The organism is Pseudomonas sp. RT6P73 (genome assembly GCF_054897715.1).
Genome location: NZ_JBUBUV010000002.1, coordinates 448592 through 471363, shown reverse-complemented (window position 1 = coordinate 471363; position 22772 = coordinate 448592). Strand labels below are relative to the sequence as shown.

The following is a 22772-nucleotide window of genomic DNA, read 5'->3' as shown; positions in this document are numbered from 1 at the left end:
TGTATATGAAACCAAAACACAACCAGGACACATCAAGTAAAAAGCAAAGCGGGCTCCACGATGAAGTCATCTACTCAACCACTGCTGGACTTAAACGACTACAACCACCCCGCCTTAATTTCAAATCAAACATCAAAACACCAGACCTTACATATAAGATGTAACATCTACCGCCGCAGTCTTGCCAATAAAAACAAGGAAGTTAATAGCAGTCACCAACTCCCGACACTCCGTGAACGTCTTGCCCTGCAGGCAAACCGCCGCACATTCATCAATCCAACAATCCGACGCTCTTGGCCTTCGCAACCGCCTGAGTACGGCGCTCTACTCCCAACTTTCCGTGAATTCTCCTCGCATGTGTTTTTACTGTATGCAAGGAGATAAACAACCGCTCGGCTATTTGTTGATTCGAATTGCCCAGAGCAATCAGTTTGAGCACTTCTACTTCACGTTGGCTGAGCGGACTGATTTCACTCACCAGCGGATTTTTTTCAGTGCGTTCCCCGGCAACATCCAGTGCGGGCAAAAGATCAGGCTTGCGCAATTGCAACTCACCCAGCGCCTGTCGAAGTCCATGGTGCTCAGTAAGATTCAATCCTTTACACAACCAATCCCGGGCGCCGGCCATGTCACCGTTCTGCCACGCTACTTCGGCCACGGCGAAAAGCAACTCAACCTCCAGCGCCGGCATGCCCGCGCGTTGCGATTGTTCGAGTGCCTGTGTGAAATGGGTCAGCGGATCGTTGGCCAGGTGCAGATCGACCTTTGCCAGTATCAACAGATAGTCGATCCGCGCGATCAACATCAGTGTCGCTGGGGGAGCCTGCCGCGCATGCGGTCCGCGATAGTGGCGCAGTACTCGGCTGAGCGCCTCATGCGCCAATTCCGGTCGGCCCTGCTGAAGCCAGAAATGGCTGCTGACTTGCAATAGCACACCGCGGTAAACGGTGTCGGGTATCTGCCGTTGCTGCATCAAGCGCTCGGCGTCGCGCAGATGGACAAACGCTTGGGCATAGTCGCGCTGATTGGCTGCCACCTGCGCCAAACCGAGGAAACCGTAAAGCACCCGTTTGTCGTGGTTGCGTAAACAGATATGCAGCCCGGCTTCGAAAAACTCGGCAGCCTGCGCATCCAGGCCCTGACACAAACTCAAGCGCCCACGGTGCAGGGCTATTCGCCCAAGCAGGGGCTCGGCAATCCGCCGTTGTTGAGTGAACATGCCATGTACGTTGGCAAGCAAACTTTCGGCGCGTTGAGGGGCCCCCCGCTGCTCCAGCAATTGGGCATGATCGAGCTCCAGCAACCCTTCGAAAACCAGCGAGCCTTGTGCCCGCGCCAAACACAAAGCATCACGGTTCATCGCCTGAGCGACATCCAGTTCGCTCCGCAGCAATGCCTGCTGCGTCAACCCCGACAAGCACATCACGCGCACGGTCCAGAGCTCTGGGCCGAGGTCATTGAGCGCTTCGAGAAAATGCGCGCGCGATCCGTCCATCCGCCCTTGAAGATGTAACAGCCAACCTTGCTGCGCCTGCCACCGTGCAATCAGTTGCCGCTGCAGAATCGCCGACGGCTGCGGGGTGAATCGCGCCAGTTGTTCGATGCAATCGCCAGCTTGCTCGAATCGCCCGGCAAACAACGACGCCGCCGTGATCAACCCGACCAGTTGCGGCGAACCGAACATCAGCGCTTCGCCTTGTTGCTCGTACAACCGCAACAACAGCACGACCGTCTGTTCCTCGAACAAATGCTCAAAACTGAAATGCTGCAACAGGCTGACCGCAACCTCGAACTCTTCAGCCAGCAAGGCTTGTTCGAAAGCCGCTTTCCAGTCCAGTTCGGCGGCAAACCACTGGCAGGCGCGGCGATGCCAGGAACGCCCGGCCGGCCATTGTTCATCGCGCATCAATTGCGTGAGTGGAGGGAAGATCTGCAGCCAGTCGGCCGAATCCTGCCAGGGCTCGATAAAGCATCCCAGGTCCTGCAACGTCTTCAGACATTGCGCGCCCTCCCCCGCGCCAAACAGGTGATCGCACAGCCGTGCATTGAAGCGAGGCAAATGCGCGAGCACCCGCCAGACTTCCGTCAACTCCGGGGTCAGGCTGGTGAACAGTTCGTGCTCAAGGTAGTCGAGCAAGGTGTCCGGTCGGCTGTGATGCGGGTCGTTGCGCGACCAGTCGCATTTTTGCAGCAGCGCAACGCGTACACCGGCGCACCAGCCACCACTGCGCTGGATGATTTTGCTGGCGGCGGTACTGGCGTCGGCCGGTGTCAGGTGACGCAATAGCGAGGCGATTTCAGTTTGATTGAAGGCCAGCGTGGCGCGCTCGCCTTCGTACAACTCGTCATCGAGCAGCAACCGTGGCCAGTTGCATTGCGGACGACGGCGGGCACCCAGCCACCAGGTCAGCATCGGACTGCTGACGGCCAGCATGCGATCGAGCAGTTGGTCGAGTTCCGGGTTCGGAGCGCGGCAATAGTCATCGAGAAACAGCCAGGTCGGTGCCGGCAATCGAGCCAGCGCACCGAGCATTGCCGACTCTTCTGACGAAGCCAACCCCAGCGCTTCTGCCACACGCTGACGAAAATCCGCCGCACTCATCACCACACCAGACAACGGCAACCAGCACACCCGGCAGTCCGGCGGCGCCTGCAACAGGCAGTCGGCGAGAAGCGCGGTCTTGCCGCTGCCAGCCGGTGCGCAGAGTAATTTCACCCGTGATGTGGACGCCAGCAGAGGCTCGGTCAAGCGATCACGCGACAGGTGATGAGAGGACAGACGGGGCAGGAATCCAGAACGGTCAAGACACGGGGTCATGGCGGTCATTGCGGCGTGCCTTTTTATAATTGTCCGGCAACCGTAGCCCTCTCTGGCCCGCTTGTTGAGAAGTATTCAGGACGCTGATTGGCAGCCATAAAAAGTCTGGCGTTTGTAGCGCTTTTCGCAGTTTGTAGGAGCGTTGCTTGCTCGCGAAGAACGATAACGCGGTGTGCCAGTCAGACCGCCTTCGCGAGCAAGCAACGCTCCTACAGGGGGGCGGTGTTCTTACCGCACACCCTCGGCACGCAACGCCGATGGCGTGTAATCCGCAGCCTTGGCTTCGAAGCCGAATTCAAAGCTGTGCTTCTCTTCGTTCTTCATCCCCAGCGCAATGTATCGACCGGCAATGATGTCGTAGAGCGCTTCCAGTGTGTACGCCTGGGCCTGGTGATCGTAGTAGTACTGAGCGTGACCTTCGGCCACTCGCCACAGTTGACCGCGACCGTCGTAGTGGTCCACCAGCGCGACCTGCCAGCTGTCTTCGTCGATGTACATGTGACGTTTGGCGTAGATGTGCCGCTCGCTCGGCTTGACCGTGCCGATCACTTCCCAGACGCGGTGCAGCTCATAACGGGTCAGGTCCTGGTTGATGTGGCCGGCCTTGATGATGTCGTCGTATTTGAGGCTCGGGGAGTCGAGTTTGTAGCTGTTGTAGGGGATGTACATTTCCTTCTTGCCGACCAGTTTCCAGTCGTAGCGATCGGGCGCGCCGGAAAACATGTCGAAGTTATCGGAGGTGCGCAAACCATCGGCGGCGGTGCCCGGTCCGTCGTAGGCCACTTGCGGTGCGCGGCGCACACGGCGTTGGCCGGCGTTGTAGATCCACGCCAGGCGTGGTTCTTTCACCTGATCGAGGGTCTCGTGCACCAGCAACACGTTACCCGCCAGACGCGCCGGCGCGGTTACCGACTGTTTGAAAAAAGTCAGCACGTTGGCGGCTTTTTCCGGGTCCAGGTCCTTCATCAATTGCGGGACGGCGATCTCTTCTTCGAAGCGGATCGGCGTGTAGCTGCCGTTGGTCTGCGGCGTCACCTGGGTGATGATGCGACGCAGATTGCCGCCGTGATAACGGGTGATGTGGTTCCACAACACTTCCACGCCCGTCTTCGGAATCGGGAATGCGTAGTAGCGGTTGCCGGTGAAATTGGCCAGGCCGTTACCGTCGTTGATGCTGTTCACGTTCAGCGCGCTGCGCTTGGCCGACTCGTAGATTTCCGGCGGTACGGCCACGGTACGGTGAGTCGGGTAGACCGGGATCTTGTAGGTTTCCGGGTAGCGCTTGAACATCGCTACCTGGCCTTCCGAGAGTTTGTCCTTGTACTTGTCGACGTTCGCCGGGGTGATCACGAACAGCGGTTTTTCGCTGGCGAACGGGTCAGCCAAGAAGCCTTTGCTGTCCACCGCGCCCGCGTTTTTCGGGATGCCACCGGTCCACGCCGGGATCGAGCCGTCGGCATTACCGGCCTTCTCGGCGCCGAGCGGCGTGAGGGTGGTCCCGAGTTTGTTCGCTTCGTCCGGCGACACCGCCGCCATCACATTGGCCGCCAGCAGGCTCAGGGCCAGGGCGCCGCATTGCAGAATCATCTTGCGCATCAAATTCATCCTTCTCAGCCAGATCAGAAGTTCACGCCGAAACTCAGTGCCAGGAAGTCGCGGTCTTCCAGGGTGTTGTAGTCACCGCCGAAGAAATCGGTGTAACTGAGGCTCGCGGTATAGGTGTTGCGGTAGTCGGCATCGACGCCGACGCTGACCGCCTTGGCGCCTTCGTTGAACAGCCCGTTGGGGCCGTAGCCTGCGACGTCATGGGACCAGGACAGGTTGGGCTTGAGGTTGATCCCGCCGATCACGTTGGCGTAATCGAGGATTGCCCGAGCGCGGTAGCCCCAGGAGGTCGAGGTGACGAAACCTTCGGTATCGCCGCCGAAACCGTACTGGCCGTAGACCGAGTCGCGGCCGTAACGCAGGTTGCTGCGCGACTCCAGACCACCGACGTGAACCACCGCCGCTTCGCCGACCAGGGTCAAACGCTGGGCGCCCCACACTTGATCGAAGAACTGCGTAAGGGTGCTTTGGATCTGCGTGATTTCCTTGCGGCGGTAGCCTTTGTTGTCGGCGCCAGGGGTGGTGGCGATCGGCGATGCGGCGCCGCCGGCAATCGGATTGACCATTGCCAGGGTCAGGTCATTGGTGCTGACTTGTACCGGAGCATTCGGCCGATAGCTGATCTCGCCACTCCACGCGGTGCCGGTAGGCAGGGTGGTGGAGAAACTCGCGCCGTAGAGACGAATGTCTTCCGGGTATTCGAGGTAATACTGACCGCGACCGAGCATTACGCTTTGGGCCAGCCCCGCTCCGCTGCCAGGCGCCAGCGAGTTGGCAATGCCGACCATGCCGGGCAGGCTGGCCAGTGTCGACGCACCCGCGGTCACGGTGCCGACCGACGGTGTGCGGCTGTGGTAATTCATGAAATACAGCCCGTACTCGGTGTCGTCACCGAGCCAGCGCAACGCCGTGCCCCACTGCCCCGAATCCCGCGCATCGCGGTCGCCGCCACGGGGAACGACCACGCCCTCGCGGGTCACCTGGATCGGTTGACCGAAGGCTGCCGCCAATGGCGCCAACGGGGCAATCGCGGGGCTGCCGACGGTGTAATTGTTGTTGCAACCATCCGCCACCACGTCGTTGCCGAAGAAGGTGCCGCAGTTGTCGACGACAGTCTGGTCCCACTCCAGTTGATAGAACCCTTCCACCGAGAGCTGATCGGTCAACCCCTGGGAGGCGAACAACATGTTCACCGGAATAAGGCCTTCCTTGATCTCGGCGCCTGGGCGACGGAACGCTGATACGTCGATCGGGTTGATGCTGTTGATCGAGTTGCCGATGAAAGTACTTTCACCCCAACTGACCACCTGCTTGCCAGCGCGCACGGTGCCCGGCAAATCGGCGATGGAATAGTTGTGATAGACGAAGGCATCGAGAATCTGCGCACCGGAGGACTTGGCGCCCTCCTTGCGGCCACTGTCGCTGATCGGCTTGAACTCGCGGGTTTCATCCTTGAGCTCGAAGTCGTACCAGTACTTGCCACGGACGAACACACCGGTGTCGCCGTATTTCAACTCGAGGTCGTGCAGGCCCTTGAAGATCTTGGAGAAGGTTTCGCCTTTCTTGAAATTCAGCCGGCCGTCATCACCGGTCGAAGACTGGCCGGTCCCGCCGTTGACGGTGCCCACCAAAGACTTATCGGCATCGCGCATGCCCCAACTCGCGCCGACGGACAGCGAGGAGTCGAACGTCCCCTCGATTTCGCCGATGTTGAATGCAACCGCTTGCGCCTGGGCACAGCAGCCCAAGGCAACCGCAGCGGCCAGCGCTTGCGGCGTGAAGATGGCGCGCATTGTTGTTTTTGTCATGCGTCTTCCCCGGTGAGTGACAGAAGGCCCCACCCTACTGCCGCACGCTGGGAGCGATAAGCGCACCAAGGAGGTATTCGTGGTGTACCTCTAAAGGATGAATGGCCTGATGAGGCGGGGGTTTACGCCGGGTATGGATGGGCTGGATGGGGGGTTATCAGTCAGATGCATGGCGGGAGGCTGGCACCGCCCCATGTAGCAGCTGTCGAGCAACGCGAGGCTGCGTTCGGTTCAGGCCGCGTTCGAAGGAATCAGTCGTAATTTCAGGCAATGTGGTACATCAGGAAGACCGCATGCGCAGGTTTTACGACGACTTCGTCGCCGAACGCAGCCTCGCGCTGCTCGACAGCTGCTACAGGGGATGCGGCGCACTGTTACTCATGCTGCAACAGAGCATGTCGCGAATCGCTATTTTTCCTTTGGGCTCAAGGCCTTATTCTTGCCGGGCTTTCACGGTGAACAACCTGGAAGCGCGAAGCGATGGTGTGTGATGAACCCGCGCCATTCGCGACAGAATCCAGATGAATCGACGTTTTATCGATTGATCGCCCCGTGTTCACTGACGTTGATTTGTAGCTCCTTGATCCAACGTCTTACTTTGGCCGCTGCGTTTGCAGCGGCCTTTTTTATGGGCGATGGTTTTGTGGCGGGGGAACAATCGGGGGAATGGCAGAACTCAGATAAGCCCTGCGGAAGGCATCAGGGTCACAACGAATACTTCTGCAAATTCCCCATCATTTCCTTCAGCGCCTCAATATTGTCCTTAGGATGCGCCGCCCCTTCGAAATCACAAATCTGCTCCCACTGCGCCGCCACATCCTCCGGCGAGAACCCCACCCGTGGATCAAACCCTGCGCCCAGGCTGCGTTCCCAACGCACCTTGCCCATCCAGCCGCCGCCGACTTCAAACAAACCGGAAGTTTCCTGGCAGTTCTCACTGGCCAGGTACACCACCAACGGGCTCACCAGTTCGGGCTTGAGTTGCTCGAACACTTGCGGCGGAATCAAGCCTTCGGTCATGCGAGTGCCGCCGGTGGGCGCGATGGCGTTGACCAGGATGTTGTTCTTGCGGCCTTCGATGGCGAGTGTGCGGGTCAGGCCGTAGAGGCCGAGTTTGGCCATGCCGTAATTGGACTGGCCGAAGTTGCCGTAAATGCCCGAAGTCGATGCGGTGAAGATCACGCGGCCATAATTTTGCTCGCGCATATGCGGCCAGGCGGCGCGGGTGACTTTGTAGGCGCCTTCGACGTGGACGCGGTAAACCAGATCCCAATCGGCATCGTCCATTTTGTGGAAAGTCTTGTCGCGCAGGATCCCGGCGTTGTTGACCACGACGTCGATGCGGCCGAACGCGTCGAGGGCGTGCTGGACGATTTTGTCGCCATCGGTGACGGAGTCGTGGTTGGCTTCAGCGATGCCGCCAGCCTCACGGATTTCCGCCACAACGCGGTCTGCTGCCGACGCGTTGGCGCCTTCCCCTTGAGCCGAGCCGCCGAGATCATTGACCAGCACTTTGGCGCCCTGCTTTGCGAACAGCAGTGCGTGAGCCCGGCCAAGGCCACCGCCTGCACCCGTGACGATCACTACTTTATCTTCGAAGCGCACAGACTCATTCATGGGGAACTCCAGCAGACCAGGGACAATAAGTCTGAGTGTCAGGCAACAGGCTGCTGGTCACAATAAACACGGGTAGAGCTGAATGGTGCTCGATAAGGCTGGGGGATAGTCAGGAACAGGCCGCCTTGCGTGGCGGTGAAACCAGCCGATCCCGAAACACCAGGTAATGCTTGAGCACCTGCGCCGGCGCTTCAGTCTGTGGGTAATGGCCGATATCAGGCAGCAGTACCGTGTCCGGGTCGGGGATCAGCTCTCGATAGCGCTTGACCATGTGCGCGCCGGAAATCGGATCGACCTCGCCGTCGATGACCCGCAACGGCACTTCACCGCGCTGCATGGCACTGACCCAACGCTCGCGCTGGACACGCCGCTCAGGGATATAGGCGATGAGTTTGTGCATGATCCGCGGACCGTGATTGCTGTCGATCAGCGCCCAGAAATCATCCATCTCGCTTTCGCTGGGCCGCGTCTGCGGACCGAAGATCTGCCGGAAACTTTTCACCAGCCCATCGCGGGTAAAGGCTCTACCAATCATCCAGCCCAAGGGACTGAGCAGCAGTTTTTGCATCAATACCGGGCGATGGGTTTCAGGAAACAGGCCGCCGTTGAGGAACACACAACTGGCGATATCAATGCGGTCTTCGTAATGACGGGCCAACAATTCCTGAGCCACGCTATCGCCATAATCGTGGGCCAGCAGATGCACCGGCTGCTCGACGTTCAGGTGCGCGAGCAAGGCCTGTTGCAGATCGGCCTGCTCCAACAAACTGTATTCATGGTTGACCGGTTTGGCTGAGTCGCCGAAGCCGAGCATGTCGCAGGCAATCACCCGATAGCGCTGCGCCAGCGGTTGCCACAGGTAATGCCAGTCCCAACTGGCGGTCGGGAAGCCATGGATGAGCAGGAGCGGCTCACCCTGCCCCGCCGTCCAGTAGCGAATGGTCTGGCCTCGGAATACGAACGTCTGGCCCCGTTTGCGCCAGACACACAGGGGGATCTCGGCGAGTGCCATTAGAGTTTATAACCCGGGTCTTGTTGATCGAGTTTGCGCAGCAACGCCGGCCAGGCCAACGCACCACCCATCCCTTGAGCACTTTTGGTCACACCGGCGATCATGGCTTTGGCGCCCGCCAGAATCTGCGGCTCGATGGCAATAAGCTCGGCTCCACCGTTCTGTGCCAGCACCTGGATATCGCAGGCGCGCTGGAAGGTAAACATCATCAGGAACGTGTCGGCGATGGTGCTGCCACAGGTCAGCAAGCCGTGGTTGTGCAGCATCAGGAAATTGTTTTCACCGAGGTCGGCTTGCAGGCGCGCCTTCTCTTCATGGTTCAACGCAACGCCTTCGTAGGCGTGGTAAGCCAGGCTGGACAGCACAAACAATGACTGCTGACTGATCGGCAGAATGCCCTGTTTCTGCGCCGACACCGCCACACCCGCAGCGGTGTGGGTGTGCAGCACGCAGACCACGTCGTGACGCACTTCATGAACGGCGCTGTGAATGGTGTAACCCGCCGGGTTGATCTCGAAAGGGCTGTCCATCAGTTTGTTGCCAGCCTGATCGACCTTGACCAGGCTCGACGCGGTGATCTCGTGGAACATCAACCCGAACGGGTTGATCAGGAAATCTTCTGTGCCCGGCACCTTGGCCGAGATGTGCGTAAAGATCAGATCGTCCCAGCCATGCGAGGCGACCAGACGATAACAGGCAGCCAGGTCGACGCGGGTCTGCCACTCGGCGGCACTGACCTGGTCTTTGACACTGTGGGGAGATTGGACGGGAGCAACGTTCACGGCAAGGACCTCCTGTTCTTATTGTTTTACTGTGGTTACAGCAGTCTAGTCAGCCCCCGGATTTCGTGTAGTTGCATTCGCAGCCAGCTTGATGGCCTAACGAGTCAGTTCGGAATAAAGCCTGGATCCATGTCAAAGGACCGCCGCCAATAAGGGGGCGGCAAACAGATTCAAAAGCCCCGTCAGAACCATGACAGCGCCGCGCCCCATGACCGGTCAGCCCCGCAGCGCGCTAATCAACTCCGCGAGCCAAGGCTCGGCGTCGGTTTCCGGGGTCACACTTTCGCTGGCGTCCAGGCGCAGCATCGGCAGCACTTCGCGCAGGCCCAGTTCACCGAACAATTCACGCATCTGCTCACCGCCACCGCAGAACGTATCGCCGTAACTTGCATCGCCGAGGCCGATCACGGCACCCGGCAAACCACGCCAGGCGGCGGGCAACTGATCTCGAATCGTCGAATACAACGGTTGCAGGTTATCCGGCAATTCACCCATGCCGGTGGTCGACGTCACCGCCAAAAACGCTTCCGGGCCGTATGCCTGGACATCGGCAAGCGTCGCCCGCGGGTTGTGCCAGGTTTCGAAACCCGCATCTTTTAAAAGAGTGGCGGCGTGACGGGCAACTTCTTCAGCCGTGCCGTACACCGAGCCGGAAATGATGGCGACTTTCATCAAACTGATCCTGAAGCTGAGTAAAAGACGCAGATATTAACAGCACAGCCTTATTTGATCTTTTAGAATGCTGCCCTCAACCCACTCGGAAAGGATTCTCCGATGATCAACGCTCAACTGCTGCAAATGGTGATAAACGCTTCCAACGACGGCATCGTGATTGCTGAGAAGGAAGGCGAGCTGGATAACATCCTGATTTACGTAAATCCGGCGTTCGAGCGTCTGACGGGTTACACCAGCGAAGAAATTCTCTACCAGGACTGCCGGTTCCTGCAGTCTGGCGACCGCGATCAAGAGGCCCTCGCTACGATTCGCGAGTCGTTGACCAATGGCGGCTCCTGCCGGGAAATCCTGAGAAATTACCGCAAGGACGGCACGCCGTTCTGGAATGAGCTGTCCCTTTCTACAGTGAAAAACGAGAGTGATGGACAGACTTATTTTATTGGCGTGCAGAAAGACGTCACGGTCCAGGTCAAGGCACAGCAGCGCGTTGCGCAACTGGAAGCGCAAGTGGCTGCGATGCAAGCCGAGCTTGATGCGTTGAAAGCGACGAACGGCGAAAACAAAACAGCGAATTAATTGTCATTAACTACAATCACCGATGACTTTGTAACTTTTTCTTTCGAGTTAGCCATGCAACGCGACACACTCCTGACACAGGATGAGCTGGATTTTATCCAGACCATGCAACACAACCCGCAACTCAATGTGCGGGATGCGACGTCGAGTCTGCTCGTAAACGGTGGATCGCAAATCCGTGATTTGCTCACGCGCCTGGCGGCACATGAGCAAGTCACCATCCACGCCAACTTCGAAAACCAGCAAATGACCTTTCCGCTGCACCTGGTGGAAGACGAATTTCATGCGCTGCATTTGCGCCTGGGCGTGCCGAGTATTTATGAAGACGGGCCGATGGTACGGCCATGGCGCCTGACGCTTGAAGAGCCGGTGGCGCTGGAAAATGCCAAAGGCCAACCCGGCACGATGTGGGTGCATGAAATATCGTTCAAAGGCGTTTTGCTGGAAGTTCGCAACAAGACCAAACCACCCAAGCACTTTGCTTTGTGGTTCAGTCCGTCAGGCTATGAGCGAATTGCGCTGCGCGGCACTTTTGAGCGTGAAACCGAGAACGGTTTTTATGCCTACGAATTGAGCCAGACCGACAAGGACGAGACCGAGCGTCTGCGCCAGTACATCCTTCAGCAGCATCGTCTGACACATCCCGCACTGCACATCTGAATCAGGTATCCAGATTTCCTGCCAGGAACTGTTTCAGACGCTGACGCATCACCATTCCCTCATTCCCCAGACAGCCGATCGACGTTCCGGTCAGGCTGTCCTGTGCCAGGTCCGATGCATCGCCGGCCAGCAACAGCTGACAATCCAGGCTCAGGGCCAGTCTATTCAAACGTCGAGGTAACTCGGGTGCCGGAGCACAATTGGACACTAGCACCAGTGCCGAGGGTTTGATCCGCTCGCAGACCAGGGTCAACTCATCGAATGGCTGACCGATCGCCAACAATTGAATCGCCGAATCGACACTGCTCAGGTACAGCGCCGTAAGCAGCACTTCCAGTTCATGGGCCTGATCGGCCAAGGCGCAGACAATCACGCGCCGCGGTTGCATGACCCGCACCAGCAGCATGCGCTGCAATACGCGAGAACGTAGAAAACCATCCAGAAATAGCCATTCGCTGGTCTGACCGAACGCTTCGTGGCGCTGCAGCATCAACTTCCAGATCGGCAACAGGATGTCCTGGAACACCACTGTCAGGGGGTAGCTGGAAAAAATCTGTCCGTAGACTTGCTCCAGTTGCACCTCGTCAAACGCCGTCACCGCCACCTGAACCTGCTGCTGCCATTGGGCGTAGTCGGCCTGAACGAGTTCGTCGGGAATGATCTTCGCCAAGGCTTTGAGCGGTTCGGTCTTGGCCAGAATCTTGCCGACCTTGCTGACCGCAACGCCGCGGTCGATCCAGGCGAGGATGCTGCGAACCTTTTCGATATCGGCCATTGAGTACAGCCGATGCCCGCTTTCGGTGCGTGTGGGCTGGATCAGGCCATACCGCCGCTCCCACGCTCGCAACGTGACGGGGTTGATGCCCGTCAGGCGTGCAACCTCACGAATAGGGAACAGATCTTCACGCTCGATGGATAGATTCGCCTGCGAGGCAGGGACACTTTCAGTCAGGACAGGCATGTGGCAATCAACGTCCTTGTGCAAAATTGGATCCCATTCTACTCCTCCTGCCCTATCACTATTCAATACGTTGATAAGCGACGGATGCCGCTGGTGTAATTATCAGAATCAGGAATAATCCTTGCTGGTCTCAAGGTGCAGCCCATCACCCGGCGCTGTACCTGGCTAATCTCCTACCCGGAGTGACGCGTTTGTCTTACGGAGATACATAATGTCTACCTCACCCGTCACGCTGATGGTTTCGCGCCGCGTTGCCGATGGGCGTTATCAGGACCTGATGGTCTGGTTGCGCGAAGGCGAACAACTGGCCACCGATTTTCCCGGTTATCTCGGCTCAGGCGTGCTCGCTCCGCCGCCCGCAGATAACGAATTCCAGATTATTTTCCGCTTTGCCGACGAGCAAACCATGCACGCCTGGGAGCATTCGGCTTCGCGTACCGCTTGGCTGGCACGCGGCAGCGATCTGTTTGCGCATAAGACGGAACATCGCGTTAGCGGGATCGAAGGTTGGTTCGGCGCCGTCGGCCAGCGTCCACCACGCTGGAAACAGGCCGTGGCGATCTGGCTGGCGTTCTTTCCGGTTTCCCTGCTGTTCAACTTTGTATTGGGACCGTTGCTCGGCGAAATGAGCCTGTTGCCTCGTGTACTCATCAGCACCCTGTGCCTGACGCCATTGATGGTCTACTTCTTTATTCCACTGTCGACCCGCATGCTGGCAGGCTGGCTGAACAGCGCACCAGCACGTTCGCTGCCCGCCGAGCCCTCCACCCAAAACCACTGATCCTTGTAGGAGCGAGGCTTGCCCGCGAAGAAGACAACTCGGTTCAACAGACAGATCGAGTTATCGTTCTTCGCGGGCAAGTCGGATCGCCGCATCGCTCGCTCCTACAATAGCCACCTCACGACCCGTCGCTGGTATAGTTTTGCTCTTACCGCGACGCGAGCCGTTCATGACCTCTTCTGCAGCTCCGATCCTCATCACCGGTGCCGGCCAGCGTGTCGGCCTGCACTGTGCGCAGCGTTTGCTCGAAGACGGCCATCCGGTGATCTTCAGCTACCGCAGCGAACGCCCCGGTGTGCAGACCTTGCGCGACCTGGGCGCCACCGCGGTGTTTGCGGACTTCTCCACTGAAGCGGGAATCCTCGCGTTCATCACCGAACTGAAAACCCACACCGACAGCCTGCGCGCCATTGTCCATAACGCGTCTGAATGGCTGGCCGAAACCCCGGACACCGACGCCGAGGCCTTCACCCGCATGTTCAGCGTGCACATGCTGGCGCCCTACCTGATCAACCTGCACTGTGGCGATTTGCTCGAACGCTCAAGCCCCGCCGACATTGTCCACATAAGCGATGACGTGACCCGCAAGGGCAGCAGCAAACATATCGGTTACTGCGCCAGCAAAGCCGGGCTCGACAGCCTCACCCTGTCCTTCGCCGCGAAATACGCGCCGACAATCAAGGTGAACGGTATCGCGCCAGCCCTGCTAATGTTCAATCCCGACGACGACGCCGCGTACCGTGCCAAGGCCTTGGCCAAATCCGCGCTGGGCATCGAGCCCGGCAGCGAAGTGATCTACCAAAGCCTGCGTTATTTGCTCGACAACCCCTATGTCACCGGCACGACCCTGACCGTCAACGGCGGACGGCACATCAAATAAGCGGCCCCCGCGAGGATGTTCCATGACGTTATCCCTGCCCCAGAATTCCCTGTCCCAGAGCTATCGCGAAATCCTCATCGGCCTCGGTGAAAACCCCGACCGCGAAGGACTGCAAGACACCCCGGTTCGCGCGGCCAAGGCCATGCAGTACCTCTGCCATGGTTACGACCAGAGTGTCGAAGAGATCGTCAACGGCGCACTGTTTGCGTCTGACACCGATGAGATGATCATCGTCGCCGACATCGAACTCTATTCGTTGTGCGAACATCACCTGCTGCCCTTCATCGGCAAGGCCCATGTGGCTTATATTCCGACGGGCAAGGTGCTGGGACTGTCGAAGATCGCGCGGCTGGTGGACATGTTCGCCCGCCGCCTGCAGATTCAGGAAAACCTCACCCGGCAAATCGCCGAGGCGGTGCAACAGGTGACCGACGCGGCCGGTGTCGCGGTGGTCATCGAAGCCAGGCACATGTGCATGATGATGCGCGGCGTCGAGAAACAGAATTCGACCATGAACACCTCGGTGATGCTCGGCGCCTTCCGCGAGTCAAGCAACACCCGCCAGGAGTTCCTGCAATTGATTGGACGGAGCAAGTAGCAATGCCACAACTTCAACCAGGAATGGCACGCATCCGGGTCAAGGACCTGTGCCTGCGGACCTTCATCGGGATCAACGAGGATGAAATCCTCAACAAGCAGGATGTGCTGATCAACCTGACCATCCTGTATGCCGCTCAAGAAGCGGTGCGTGACAACGACATCGATCACGCGCTGAATTACCGAACCATCACCAAGGCGATCATCGCCCACGTGGAGGGCAATCGTTTCGCCCTGCTCGAACGCCTGACCCAGGAAATCCTCGATCTGGTCATGGCCAACGCATCGGTGCTGTATGCCGAGGTTGAAGTCGACAAGCCGCACGCCCTGCGATTCGCCGAGTCGGTGTCGATTACGCTAGCGGCGAGCCGCTAAGCTTCAAGCTTCAAGCTTCAGGCGGTAAGCTAAAGGCCACCGCAACCCACCCCACAGCTTCAAGCTTGCCGCTTGAAGCTGTCTCGCAGAGACATCCATGAACGATCAACAACGCCTGGAACTTGAAGCCGCCGCCTTTCGCCGGCTGGTCGCCCACCTGGACAGCCGCAAGGACGTGCAGAACATCGACCTGATGAACCTCTCCGGTTTCTGCCGAAACTGCCTGTCCAAGTGGTACAAGGCCGCCGCCGACGAACGCCAGATCGAGGTCAGCCTCGATGACGCCCGCGAAGTGGTTTACGGCATGCCGTACGCCGAGTGGAAAGCCCAATACCAGCAAGAAGCCAACGCCGAACAACAAGCGGCGTTCGCCAAAGGAAAGCCCAATGAGTGATTTGAACACCCTGCGCGCCAGCCTCAAGAGTGGCGAACACCTATTCGCCGACACCCTGGCGTTCATCGCTGCGGGTTACGATTACCAGCCCCAGGCTTTCAACAACGGTGGCGTGGAAAACGCCGCCGGGCAGAACGAAGGTTCGTGCAAGACCCTGGGTCTGGCGCTGCTGGAAGGTCTGAGCGATGAAGAAGCGCTGTTGGCATTTGGCGAGCATTACCGCTCTGTTGTGGCGACGCCTGAAGGCAGTGACCACGGCAATATTCGAGCGTTGATTGCACAGGGTCTGGCCGGTGTGAAATTCACCCAACAGCCACTGACTCGCCGCTAAACGCTTTTTGTAGGAGCGAGGCTTGCCCGCGAAGGCGTCCTTGAATCTTGCATCGCTTTTGAAGACGCCTTCGCTGGCAAGCCATGCTCCTACAGATTCTGCGTTGTTGCTGCTGACTTTTACATACGCTCATACCACATCCCGACTTTTAAGATTGACCCGGCCACTTTATTTCGTTTGCCCGAAACCACTGCTCACGGCTTAGATAAAAAGAAGCATCCCTTCTTCAGAGTCGGTCATCCCATGAGCAGCGAATCCATCAGCCGGTCGATCAACATCGTGCACCCCGTCACGCTCAGCCATGGCAAAAATGCCGAGGTCTGGGACACCGATGGCAAACGCTATATCGACTTTGTCGGCGGCATCGGCGTGCTGAACCTCGGCCATTGCCATCCGCGTATCGTCGAAGCCATTCGCGAACAAGCCACCCGGCTGACTCACTACGCGTTCAACGCCGCCCCGCATGTGCCCTACCTCGAACTGATGGATCGTCTCACCGCGTTCATGCCGGTGGACTACCCGGTCAGCGGCATGCTCACCAACAGCGGCGCGGAAGCAGCGGAAAACGCCCTGAAGATCGTGCGTGGCGCCACCGGTCGCACAGCGGTCATCGCTTTCGACGGCGCTTTCCACGGCCGCACCCTCGCCACACTCAACCTCAATGGCAAAGTCGCGCCTTACAAACAGAAAGTCGGTGTGCTGCCGGGGCCGGTGTTTCATTTGCCGTACCCGAGCAAGGACAGCGGCGTGACCTGCGCCGAAGCCTTGAAGGCCATGGATCGACTATTCAGTGTCGAGATCGACGTTGAAGATGTGGCGTGCTTTATCGTCGAACCGGTGCAAGGCGAAGCGGGATTCCTGGCGATGGATGTGGAGTTCGCTCAAGCGCTGCGACGGTTCTGTGATGAAAAAAATATTCTGTTGATTGCCGATGAAATCCAGTCCGGCTTCGGCCGCACCGGTCAGCGTTTTGCGTTTTCGCGGCTGGGCATTGAACCGGACCTGATCCTGCTGGGCAAAAGCATTGCCGGCGGCGTGCCGCTGGGCGCGGTGGTCGGGCGCAAGTCGCTGCTCGACACGTTGCCAAAGGGTGGGCTGGGCGGCACTTACTCGGGCAACCCCATCGCCTGCGCCGCCGCGTTGGCGACCCTGGACGAAATGACTGACGCGAACCTGCAAGCCTGGGGTGCACAACAGGAAGAAGCGATTGTCAGCCGCTACGAATCCTGGCGCGCCAGCAAACTTTCGCCGTACCTGGGCCGCTTGACCGGCGTCGGTGCGATGCGCGGTATCGAACTGATCAACGACGACGGCTCGCCGGCATCCGCACAGTTGACGCAACTGCTGAGCCTGGCGCGAGACGCGGGCTTGTTGCTGATGCCCAGCGGCAAATCGCGCCACATCATTCGGCTGCTGGCACCGTTGACCACCGAGTCAGCCGTGTTGGAGGAAGGCCTGGATATTCTTGAGGCGTGCCTGAAAAAACTGATCTGAATATAAAGTCCCTGCAGTCCCTGTGGGAGCTAGCCTGCTAGCGATGGTGTGTCAGCTACATCGATGTGACTGACACACCATCGCTAGCAGGCTAGCTCCCACAAGGGTTTGTGTTGACCGCACTTTCTGTGGGCACAAAAAAACCGGCCGAAGCCGGTTTTTTCATTTCAACAGACTCAGAACGAAGCGTTCTGCAGGTCGTCGAGGTAACGCTCGGCATCCAGTGCCGCCATGCAACCGGCGCCGGCCGAGGTGATGGCTTGACGGTAAACGTGGTCAGCCACGTCACCGGCCGCGAAGATGCCTTCGAGGTTGGTCGCGGTGGCGTTGCCTTCACGGCCGCCGTGGACAACCAGGTAACCGTCTTTCAACGTCAGCTGGCCTTCGAACAACGAAGTGTTCGGGGTGTGGCCGATGGCGATGAACACGCCGTCGACTGTCAGCTCGTCGAAGCTGCCGTCGTTGTTCTTCAGGCGAGCACCGGTCACGCCCATGTTGTCGCCCAGGACTTCGTCCAGGTTCGCGTTCAGCTTCAGGATGATCTTGCCTTCGGCAACGCGGGCATTGAGCTTGTCGATCAGGATCTTCTCGGCGCGGAAGGTTTCGCGACGGTGGACCAGGGTCACGGTGCTGGCGATGTTGGCCAGGTACAGCGCTTCTTCAACTGCGGTGTTGCCACCACCGACCACAGCCACTGGCTTGTTGCGGTAGAAGAAACCGTCGCAGGTTGCGCAGGCCGAAACGCCTTTGCCCATGAACGCTTCTTCCGACGGCAGACCGAGGTAACGCGCGCTGGCGCCGGTGGCGATGATCAGGGCGTCGCAGGTGTACGTCGCGCTGTCACCGATCAGGGTGTACGGCTTGGCAGCGAAGTCGACGGCATTGATGTGATCGAAAACGATCTCGGTTTCAAAGCGCTCGGCGTGCTCTTTCATGCGTTCCATCAGCGCCGGGCCGGTGAGGCCGTGGACGTCGCCCGGCCAGTTGTCGACTTCGGTGGTGGTGGTCAGTTGACCGCCGGCCTGCATGCCGGTGATCAGCAGTGGCTTGAGGTTGGCACGGGCGGCATAGACCGCGGCGCTGTAACCGGCAGGGCCGGAACCGAGAATAATCACTCGCGAATGACGGACTTCAGACATGACCTGCTCCTGTTGACCGGCCCGGAACACCTGGCGCGGAACGCCGGGTTGCCGGCGGGAATAAAAAAGGACCGTTGAGTGCCTTGGGGAAGGTTCGGGTTCGACAGTCCTGTAAAAAGAATGGGTGCAGCGTATCGAGGGGGCGAAGATTAAGGAAATACGGTTTAACAATCCAGCTCATAGGCGGTCTCTATCCGGTCACGATGGATTTATAGGCACCTTTGTTACAGTTAATGTCGATGTCGCTGCCGCGCTTTCGCCTGTCAGGCAAAGCCGGTAAGGTCGGCGCGTTTTCCCTCTGCTCGGAGCACGATATGCCCGCCCCCGTTCTGTCCGGCCCGCAATACCTGCGAGAAGGCCTCAAGCTGGTCCTGAGCCCCAGCCTGCGTTTGTTCGTGTTGTTGCCCTTGGTGATCAACCTCGTACTGTTCGTCGGATTGATCTACCTGGCCAGCCATCAATTCAGCTTGTGGGTCGATACGCTGATGCCATCCCTGCCCGACTGGCTGAGTTTTCTCAGTTACATCCTCTGGCCGATTTTCGTAGTGCTTGTGGTGCTGATGGTGTTTTTCACCTTCACCATGCTCGCTAACGTCATCGCCGCGCCGTTCAATGGATTCCTGGCGGAGAAGGTCGAAGTGGTAGTGCGCGGCACCGACGACTTTCCGGCGTTCAGCTGGGGCGAACTGATCGCCATGATCCCCCGCACCTTGTCTCGAGAAATGCGCAAGCTCGGCTACTTCCTGCCGCGGGCGATCGGGTTGTTCATTCTCTCGTTCATCCCCGTGGTGAACATCATTGCTGCGCCGCTGTGGCTGCTGTTCGGCGTGTGGATGATGGCAATTCAGTACATCGACTACCCGGCGGACAACCACAAACTGGGCTGGAACGAGATGCTCGCCTGGCTGCGGCAGAAGCGCTGGCAGAGCATGAGTTTCGGCGGGATCGTTTACCTGGTGCTGCTGATTCCGGTGGTCAACATTCTGATGATGCCAGCCGCCGTAGCCGGGGCGACGTTGTTCTGGGTGCGTGAGCGTGGGGCCGAGGCCTTCGCGTTGGAGAAGCGCTGAAAGGCGTCCTCCACCGCTGCGGTGACCTTAACGGTAAATAATCCACATGCCGAAAAGTGTCATCGCCCAAAGCACCACCCCCGGAACCATGAGCAAGAAGTTCAAAGCGGTGAAGCGTGAATTGCTCAGCCCCTCTGGATCATTGGCCGCGAAGTTGATCATCGGTTGGCTTTTGCACACCACAAAGGCCCTCAGCGGGATCATCAACAGCAGCCAACCGCCCAAAAATGCAAAGCCTTCGACACGCCTTGCCACCGCATCGAGCAGGTTGGCACCGACCGTCAGTACGACGAAGACGGTCGCCCACTGCTCGAAGTCCCAGTTAAAAGTACGACCGCTGCCAAGGATTTTTTCGTTAGCTCGGCGGTACAACTGGTGAATGAAAAAAATGCACAACAAGCCGCGTGCCCACGGCCAGATATCAGCCTGTGTGGCTTGTTTGTACAGACTCCAGTTTTTGTACGACCAGTAGTAGAAATACAGGCCAAAGGTAAGCGTGGCCAACGTCATGAGTTTTCGTGGCGATACGACATAAAACGCGTAAGGCTGCTCAGCGACAGGCTCCAATTGTGCCAACGGCGGGGCATAAATATTATCGGACACGGTGGCCTCCCTGATTAATGTGTACAGCCAAGGCTAACGACCTGCCGGCCAGAAAGTTGAGCCCATCGAGCCAAAGTCAGCGTCACAAATCCATCATCCCGCCGTCACAATGACGACATAGCCTCAGCCGACACTGTGGTCATGACGACAGCTCTGCATATCACCCTGATCACCGAAACCTTCCCTCCCGAAATCAACGGCGTGGCCAATACTCTCGGCCGCTTGTGCGATGGTTTGCGCGCGCGCGGGCATCAGGTCGAACTCGTGCGGCCACGTCAGGGCTGCGATCAGCAGTTGGGCAGCAACGATGAGTTACTGCTGTGTCGGGGCTGGCCGCTGCCGGGCTATCCCGGATTGCAATGGGGTCAGTCGTCGATGCACAAGCTGCTACGGCGCTGGAAGCGCAATCGCCCGGACGTGCTCTACATCGCCACGGAGGGACCGCTGGGGTTATCCGCCTTGCGTGCGGCGCGGCGTTTGGGGATTTCGGTGGTCAGCGGCTTTCATACTAATTTCCAGCAGTATTCCAGTCAGTATGGGCTCGGATTGCTGTCGCGCTTGCTGACCCATTACCTGCGCTGGTTCCACAATCGTTCTACGTTGACGCTGGTGCCCAGCATCAGCCAGCGACTTGAGCTGGAGCGGCGTCATTTCGAGCGACTGGCGCTGTTGTCCCGTGGGGTCGACAGCCAATTGTTTCATCCGGTCAAACGCCTGCAATCCCTACGTGAACAGTGGGGCCTGGCCGAGAAGGACATCGCGGTCATTCACGTAGGACGTTTGGCGCAGGAGAAAAATCTTGGATTGCTCAAGCGCTGTTTCGACGCGCTGAAAGCCACTTATCCCCAGCGCAACATGAAGCTGATTGTGGTTGGCGACGGTCCGCAGCGAGGCGCATTGGAGCAGGCACTCCCCGAAGCGATTTTCTGTGGCTCACAACGCGGCGAGGTGTTGGCCAGCCACTATGCGTCGGCGGATGTTTTTCTGTTTCCGAGTTTGACCGAAACCTTTGGCAATGTGGTGCTTGAGGCATTGGCGTCTGGTTTGGGCGTGGTGGCTTACGATCAGGCGGCAGCGGCCCAGCATATTCGCCATGGCTACAACGGCGTGCTGGCAATGCCTGGGGACGAAGAGGCGTTCTGCGATGCGGCAACGTGGCTGCTGGAGGAGCGCGAGACGTTGAGGTGCGTAAGGCTCAATGCGCGTCAGCATGCGAGCCGTCAGGGTTGGGCGGCGATTATCGAGCAGTTTGAGGGGCAGTTGCGGGGGGCTTGTGTGGGGGAGCAGGTGGTGCCGAATGCACCAACCTTGCCCCGAGCCTAAGGTGACATTAAGTCAGTCATCGCCAGCAGGCTGGCCCCCACAGGTTCCGTGTACATCGCAGAACCCCTGTGGGAGCCAGCCTGCTGGCGATGAGGCCTGCCAGTCGCCGATTAAACCAAGGTCATCAACGCCTCTCGGCTGAACGGCAGGATGTCTTCCTCACGACCATCGCGCACTTTCTGCGCCCAGTCCGGATCAACCAGCAGCGCGCGCCCTACCGCCACCAGATCGAACTCATCGTTGTTCAACCGCTCCAGCAGTTTTTCCAGACTGGCCGGCTGCGCGATCTTGTCGGTGTTGACCATGAACTGCAGGAACTCGCCGTCCAGGCCAACGCTGCCCACAGTGATGGTCGGCTTGCCAGTGAGCTTGCGGGCCCAGCCGGCCAGGTTGAGCTCGGAGCCGTCGAACTCCGGCTCCCAGAAACGCCGCGTCGAGCAGTGGAAAATGTCCACGCCTGCGTCGGACAGCGGCTTGAGGAATTCACCCAGCGCCTCCGGGGTTTGCACCAGGCGCGCGGTGTAATCCTGCTGCTTCCACTGCGAGAAACGGAAGATGATCGGGAAGCCTTCGCCGACCGCTGCGCGCACGGCTTGAATCAGTTCGATGGCGAAACGCGAACGATTGGCCAGGTCGCCACCGTATTCGTCGGTGCGCTGGTTGCTGCCTTCCCAGAAGAACTGGTCCACGAGATAGCCGTGGGCACCGTGGATTTCCACGCCGTCCATGCCGATGCTTTGGGCGTCTTTGGCGGCTTGGGCGAACGCGGCGATGACGTCCTGGATATCCTGCTGGGTCATGCCGTGAACGACGACCTGACCGTCCTTCAATTTCTCCGACGGACCGTAACCCGGCACGCTGGCATCGGGCTCGGTGCCGATACGGCGCACGCTGCCGACATGCCACAGCTGAGGAACGATCTTGCCGCCTTCAGCGTGCACCGCGTCGACCACTTTCTTCCAGCCGGCCAGCGCTGCATCACCGTAGAAATGCGGCACGTTCGGGTAGCCATTGGAGGCCTTGTGCCCGACGGTGGTGCCTTCGGTGATGATCAGGCCAACGCCTGCGGCGGCGCGGCGACGGTAGTACTCGATCACTTTGGAATTAGGAACGCCGCCCGGCGAAAACGAGCGGGTCATCGGCGCCATGACGACGCGGGTCGGCAGTTCGAGGGTGCCGAGGTGGAACGGTTTGAACAGGGCTTTGACTGGCATGGGACGCTCCACGGGAAAATGACTTTATGACGGCGATAATATGGAGAGTCGCAAGCC

23 protein-coding genes are annotated in these 22772 nt (G+C 58.9%); 12 read left to right on the top strand and 11 right to left on the bottom strand.

Annotated elements, in window-relative coordinates; all coding sequences use genetic code 11:
- Nucleotides 1-271 precede the first annotated feature (271 nt).
- The 3 genes from ACYZT6_RS02350 to ACYZT6_RS02340 all read right to left on the bottom strand — a co-directional run bounded on the left by ACYZT6_RS02350 (nt 272) and on the right by ACYZT6_RS02340 (nt 6231).
- The gene (locus ACYZT6_RS02350; protein ID WP_462025550.1) at nt 272-2827 is read right to left on the bottom strand and encodes a LuxR C-terminal-related transcriptional regulator; all 2556 of its coding nucleotides are present in this window, start codon (nt 2825-2827) and stop codon (nt 272-274) included.
- Between the two features lie 219 nt (nt 2828-3046).
- A complete protein-coding gene (locus ACYZT6_RS02345) occupies nt 3047-4414 on the bottom strand; it encodes a DUF1329 domain-containing protein (protein ID WP_462025549.1) in 1368 nt (455 codons plus the stop codon).
- A 23-nt stretch (nt 4415-4437) separates the two neighbouring features.
- Nucleotides 4438-6231 (bottom strand): DUF1302 domain-containing protein, encoded by a 1794-nt coding sequence (locus ACYZT6_RS02340; protein ID WP_462025548.1) that lies wholly within the window; start codon nt 6229-6231, stop codon nt 4438-4440.
- Nucleotides 6232-6524: 293 nt separating this feature from the next.
- On the opposite strand from ACYZT6_RS02340, the gene ACYZT6_RS02335 reads away from it, so the two are divergent.
- Nucleotides 6525-6722, top strand: coding sequence for a hypothetical protein (locus ACYZT6_RS02335; RefSeq protein WP_462025547.1), 198 nt, complete (start codon nt 6525-6527; stop codon nt 6720-6722).
- 214 nt (nt 6723-6936) lie between these two features.
- On the opposite strand, the gene ACYZT6_RS02330 is transcribed toward ACYZT6_RS02335, so the two are convergent.
- The 4 genes from ACYZT6_RS02330 to ACYZT6_RS02315 all read right to left on the bottom strand — a co-directional run bounded on the left by ACYZT6_RS02330 (nt 6937) and on the right by ACYZT6_RS02315 (nt 10314).
- Nucleotides 6937-7848 carry an SDR family oxidoreductase gene (locus ACYZT6_RS02330; RefSeq protein WP_462025546.1) on the bottom strand — a complete coding sequence of 304 codons (912 nt, stop codon included), beginning with the start codon at nt 7846-7848 and terminating at the stop codon, nt 6937-6939.
- A gap of 109 nt (nt 7849-7957) precedes the next feature.
- Entirely contained in the window at nt 7958-8860 is a 903-nt protein-coding gene (locus ACYZT6_RS02325) for an alpha/beta fold hydrolase (RefSeq protein WP_462025545.1), read from the bottom strand.
- Entirely contained in the window at nt 8860-9642 is a 783-nt protein-coding gene (locus tag ACYZT6_RS02320; RefSeq protein WP_462025544.1) for a class II aldolase/adducin family protein, read from the bottom strand. The genes ACYZT6_RS02325 and ACYZT6_RS02320 overlap by 1 nt, the downstream gene beginning before the upstream one ends.
- Nucleotides 9643-9858: 216 nt before the next feature.
- Complete coding sequence (locus ACYZT6_RS02315; RefSeq protein WP_462025543.1) at nt 9859-10314, bottom strand: flavodoxin; 456 nt, start codon at nt 10312-10314, stop codon at nt 9859-9861.
- A 102-nt stretch (nt 10315-10416) separates the two neighbouring features.
- Between ACYZT6_RS02315 and ACYZT6_RS02310 the strand changes: the two genes are divergently transcribed.
- Both ACYZT6_RS02310 and ACYZT6_RS02305 read left to right on the top strand, forming a co-directional pair.
- A complete protein-coding gene (locus tag ACYZT6_RS02310) occupies nt 10417-10893 on the top strand; it encodes a PAS domain-containing protein (protein WP_462025542.1) in 477 nt (158 codons plus the stop codon).
- A gap of 54 nt (nt 10894-10947) precedes the next feature.
- Nucleotides 10948-11553, top strand: a complete 606-nt coding sequence (locus ACYZT6_RS02305) for a hypothetical protein (protein WP_462025541.1) — start codon at nt 10948-10950, stop codon at nt 11551-11553.
- A 1-nt stretch (nt 11554) separates the two neighbouring features.
- Here the strand turns inward: ACYZT6_RS02305 and ACYZT6_RS02300 are convergent, their stop codons facing one another.
- Nucleotides 11555-12514 (bottom strand): MerR family transcriptional regulator, encoded by a 960-nt coding sequence (locus ACYZT6_RS02300; protein ID WP_462025540.1) that lies wholly within the window; start codon nt 12512-12514, stop codon nt 11555-11557.
- A gap of 211 nt (nt 12515-12725) precedes the next feature.
- Between ACYZT6_RS02300 and ACYZT6_RS02295 the strand changes: the two genes are divergently transcribed.
- The 7 genes from ACYZT6_RS02295 (at nt 12726) to ACYZT6_RS02265 (ending at nt 17366) form a co-directional block, all read left to right on the top strand.
- Nucleotides 12726-13295 (top strand): antibiotic biosynthesis monooxygenase, encoded by a 570-nt coding sequence (locus ACYZT6_RS02295; protein ID WP_462025539.1) that lies wholly within the window; start codon nt 12726-12728, stop codon nt 13293-13295.
- Between the two features lie 169 nt (nt 13296-13464).
- Nucleotides 13465-14175: a dihydromonapterin reductase gene (folM, locus tag ACYZT6_RS02290; RefSeq protein ID WP_462025538.1), complete on the top strand. Its 711-nt coding sequence runs from the start codon at nt 13465-13467 to the stop codon at nt 14173-14175.
- Nucleotides 14176-14197: 22 nt separating this feature from the next.
- Nucleotides 14198-14773: a GTP cyclohydrolase I FolE gene (folE, locus tag ACYZT6_RS02285; protein WP_462025537.1), complete on the top strand. Its 576-nt coding sequence runs from the start codon at nt 14198-14200 to the stop codon at nt 14771-14773.
- Between the two features lie 2 nt (nt 14774-14775).
- Complete coding sequence (folX, locus tag ACYZT6_RS02280; protein WP_007970304.1) at nt 14776-15147, top strand: dihydroneopterin triphosphate 2'-epimerase; 372 nt, start codon at nt 14776-14778, stop codon at nt 15145-15147.
- 97 nt (nt 15148-15244) lie between these two features.
- Nucleotides 15245-15541, top strand: coding sequence for a DUF1244 domain-containing protein (locus ACYZT6_RS02275; RefSeq protein WP_095129425.1), 297 nt, complete (start codon nt 15245-15247; stop codon nt 15539-15541).
- Nucleotides 15534-15872, top strand: coding sequence for a HopJ type III effector protein (locus ACYZT6_RS02270; RefSeq protein ID WP_462025536.1), 339 nt, complete (start codon nt 15534-15536; stop codon nt 15870-15872). The genes ACYZT6_RS02275 and ACYZT6_RS02270 overlap by 8 nt, the downstream gene beginning before the upstream one ends.
- A 243-nt stretch (nt 15873-16115) precedes the next feature.
- Nucleotides 16116-17366, top strand: coding sequence for a 2-aminoadipate transaminase (locus ACYZT6_RS02265; RefSeq protein WP_462025535.1), 1251 nt, complete (start codon nt 16116-16118; stop codon nt 17364-17366).
- A gap of 176 nt (nt 17367-17542) precedes the next feature.
- On the opposite strand, the gene trxB is transcribed toward ACYZT6_RS02265, so the two are convergent.
- Nucleotides 17543-18505: a thioredoxin-disulfide reductase gene (gene trxB, locus ACYZT6_RS02260; RefSeq protein WP_462025534.1), complete on the bottom strand. Its 963-nt coding sequence runs from the start codon at nt 18503-18505 to the stop codon at nt 17543-17545.
- A 314-nt stretch (nt 18506-18819) separates the two neighbouring features.
- On the opposite strand from trxB, the gene cysZ reads away from it, so the two are divergent.
- A complete protein-coding gene (gene cysZ / locus ACYZT6_RS02255) occupies nt 18820-19575 on the top strand; it encodes a sulfate transporter CysZ (RefSeq protein ID WP_462025533.1) in 756 nt (251 codons plus the stop codon).
- Nucleotides 19576-19602: 27 nt separating this feature from the next.
- Here cysZ and ACYZT6_RS02250 read toward each other — a convergent pair whose 3' ends face one another.
- Nucleotides 19603-20178, bottom strand: coding sequence for a hypothetical protein (locus ACYZT6_RS02250; RefSeq protein WP_462025532.1), 576 nt, complete (start codon nt 20176-20178; stop codon nt 19603-19605).
- 117 nt (nt 20179-20295) lie between these two features.
- Here ACYZT6_RS02250 and ACYZT6_RS02245 point away from each other — a divergent pair, with 117 nt between their 5' ends.
- Nucleotides 20296-21501 (top strand): glycosyltransferase family 4 protein, encoded by a 1206-nt coding sequence (locus ACYZT6_RS02245; RefSeq protein ID WP_462029901.1) that lies wholly within the window; start codon nt 20296-20298, stop codon nt 21499-21501.
- Nucleotides 21502-21611: 110 nt separating this feature from the next.
- Here the strand turns inward: ACYZT6_RS02245 and ACYZT6_RS02240 are convergent, their stop codons facing one another.
- Nucleotides 21612-22715: an NADH:flavin oxidoreductase gene (locus tag ACYZT6_RS02240; protein WP_462025531.1), complete on the bottom strand. Its 1104-nt coding sequence runs from the start codon at nt 22713-22715 to the stop codon at nt 21612-21614.
- Nucleotides 22716-22772: the final 57 nt, after the last annotated feature.

Bases quoted from the DNA above. Each gene is read 5' to 3' on its own strand.
- ACYZT6_RS02350 (WP_462025550.1), bottom strand. From the start codon at position 2,827: ATGACCGCCATGACCCCGTGTCTTGACCGTTCTGGATTCCTGCCCCGT.
- ACYZT6_RS02345 (WP_462025549.1), bottom strand. From the start codon at position 4,414: ATGCGCAAGATGATTCTGCAATGCGGCGCCCTGGCCCTGAGCCTGCTG.
- ACYZT6_RS02340 (WP_462025548.1), bottom strand. From the start codon at position 6,231: ATGACAAAAACAACAATGCGCGCCATCTTCACGCCGCAAGCGCTGGCC.
- ACYZT6_RS02335 (WP_462025547.1), top strand. From the start codon at position 6,525: ATGCGCAGGTTTTACGACGACTTCGTCGCCGAACGCAGCCTCGCGCTG.
- ACYZT6_RS02330 (WP_462025546.1), bottom strand. From the start codon at position 7,848: ATGAATGAGTCTGTGCGCTTCGAAGATAAAGTAGTGATCGTCACGGGT.
- ACYZT6_RS02325 (WP_462025545.1), bottom strand. From the start codon at position 8,860: ATGGCACTCGCCGAGATCCCCCTGTGTGTCTGGCGCAAACGGGGCCAG.
- ACYZT6_RS02315 (WP_462025543.1), bottom strand. From the start codon at position 10,314: ATGAAAGTCGCCATCATTTCCGGCTCGGTGTACGGCACGGCTGAAGAA.
- ACYZT6_RS02310 (WP_462025542.1), top strand. From the start codon at position 10,417: ATGATCAACGCTCAACTGCTGCAAATGGTGATAAACGCTTCCAACGAC.
- ACYZT6_RS02305 (WP_462025541.1), top strand. From the start codon at position 10,948: ATGCAACGCGACACACTCCTGACACAGGATGAGCTGGATTTTATCCAG.
- ACYZT6_RS02300 (WP_462025540.1), bottom strand. From the start codon at position 12,514: ATGCCTGTCCTGACTGAAAGTGTCCCTGCCTCGCAGGCGAATCTATCC.
- ACYZT6_RS02295 (WP_462025539.1), top strand. From the start codon at position 12,726: ATGTCTACCTCACCCGTCACGCTGATGGTTTCGCGCCGCGTTGCCGAT.
- folM (WP_462025538.1), top strand. From the start codon at position 13,465: ATGACCTCTTCTGCAGCTCCGATCCTCATCACCGGTGCCGGCCAGCGT.
- folE (WP_462025537.1), top strand. From the start codon at position 14,198: ATGACGTTATCCCTGCCCCAGAATTCCCTGTCCCAGAGCTATCGCGAA.
- folX (WP_007970304.1), top strand. From the start codon at position 14,776: ATGCCACAACTTCAACCAGGAATGGCACGCATCCGGGTCAAGGACCTG.
- ACYZT6_RS02275 (WP_095129425.1), top strand. From the start codon at position 15,245: ATGAACGATCAACAACGCCTGGAACTTGAAGCCGCCGCCTTTCGCCGG.
- ACYZT6_RS02270 (WP_462025536.1), top strand. From the start codon at position 15,534: ATGAGTGATTTGAACACCCTGCGCGCCAGCCTCAAGAGTGGCGAACAC.
- ACYZT6_RS02265 (WP_462025535.1), top strand. From the start codon at position 16,116: ATGAGCAGCGAATCCATCAGCCGGTCGATCAACATCGTGCACCCCGTC.
- trxB (WP_462025534.1), bottom strand. From the start codon at position 18,505: ATGTCTGAAGTCCGTCATTCGCGAGTGATTATTCTCGGTTCCGGCCCT.
- cysZ (WP_462025533.1), top strand. From the start codon at position 18,820: ATGCCCGCCCCCGTTCTGTCCGGCCCGCAATACCTGCGAGAAGGCCTC.
- ACYZT6_RS02240 (WP_462025531.1), bottom strand. From the start codon at position 22,715: ATGCCAGTCAAAGCCCTGTTCAAACCGTTCCACCTCGGCACCCTCGAA.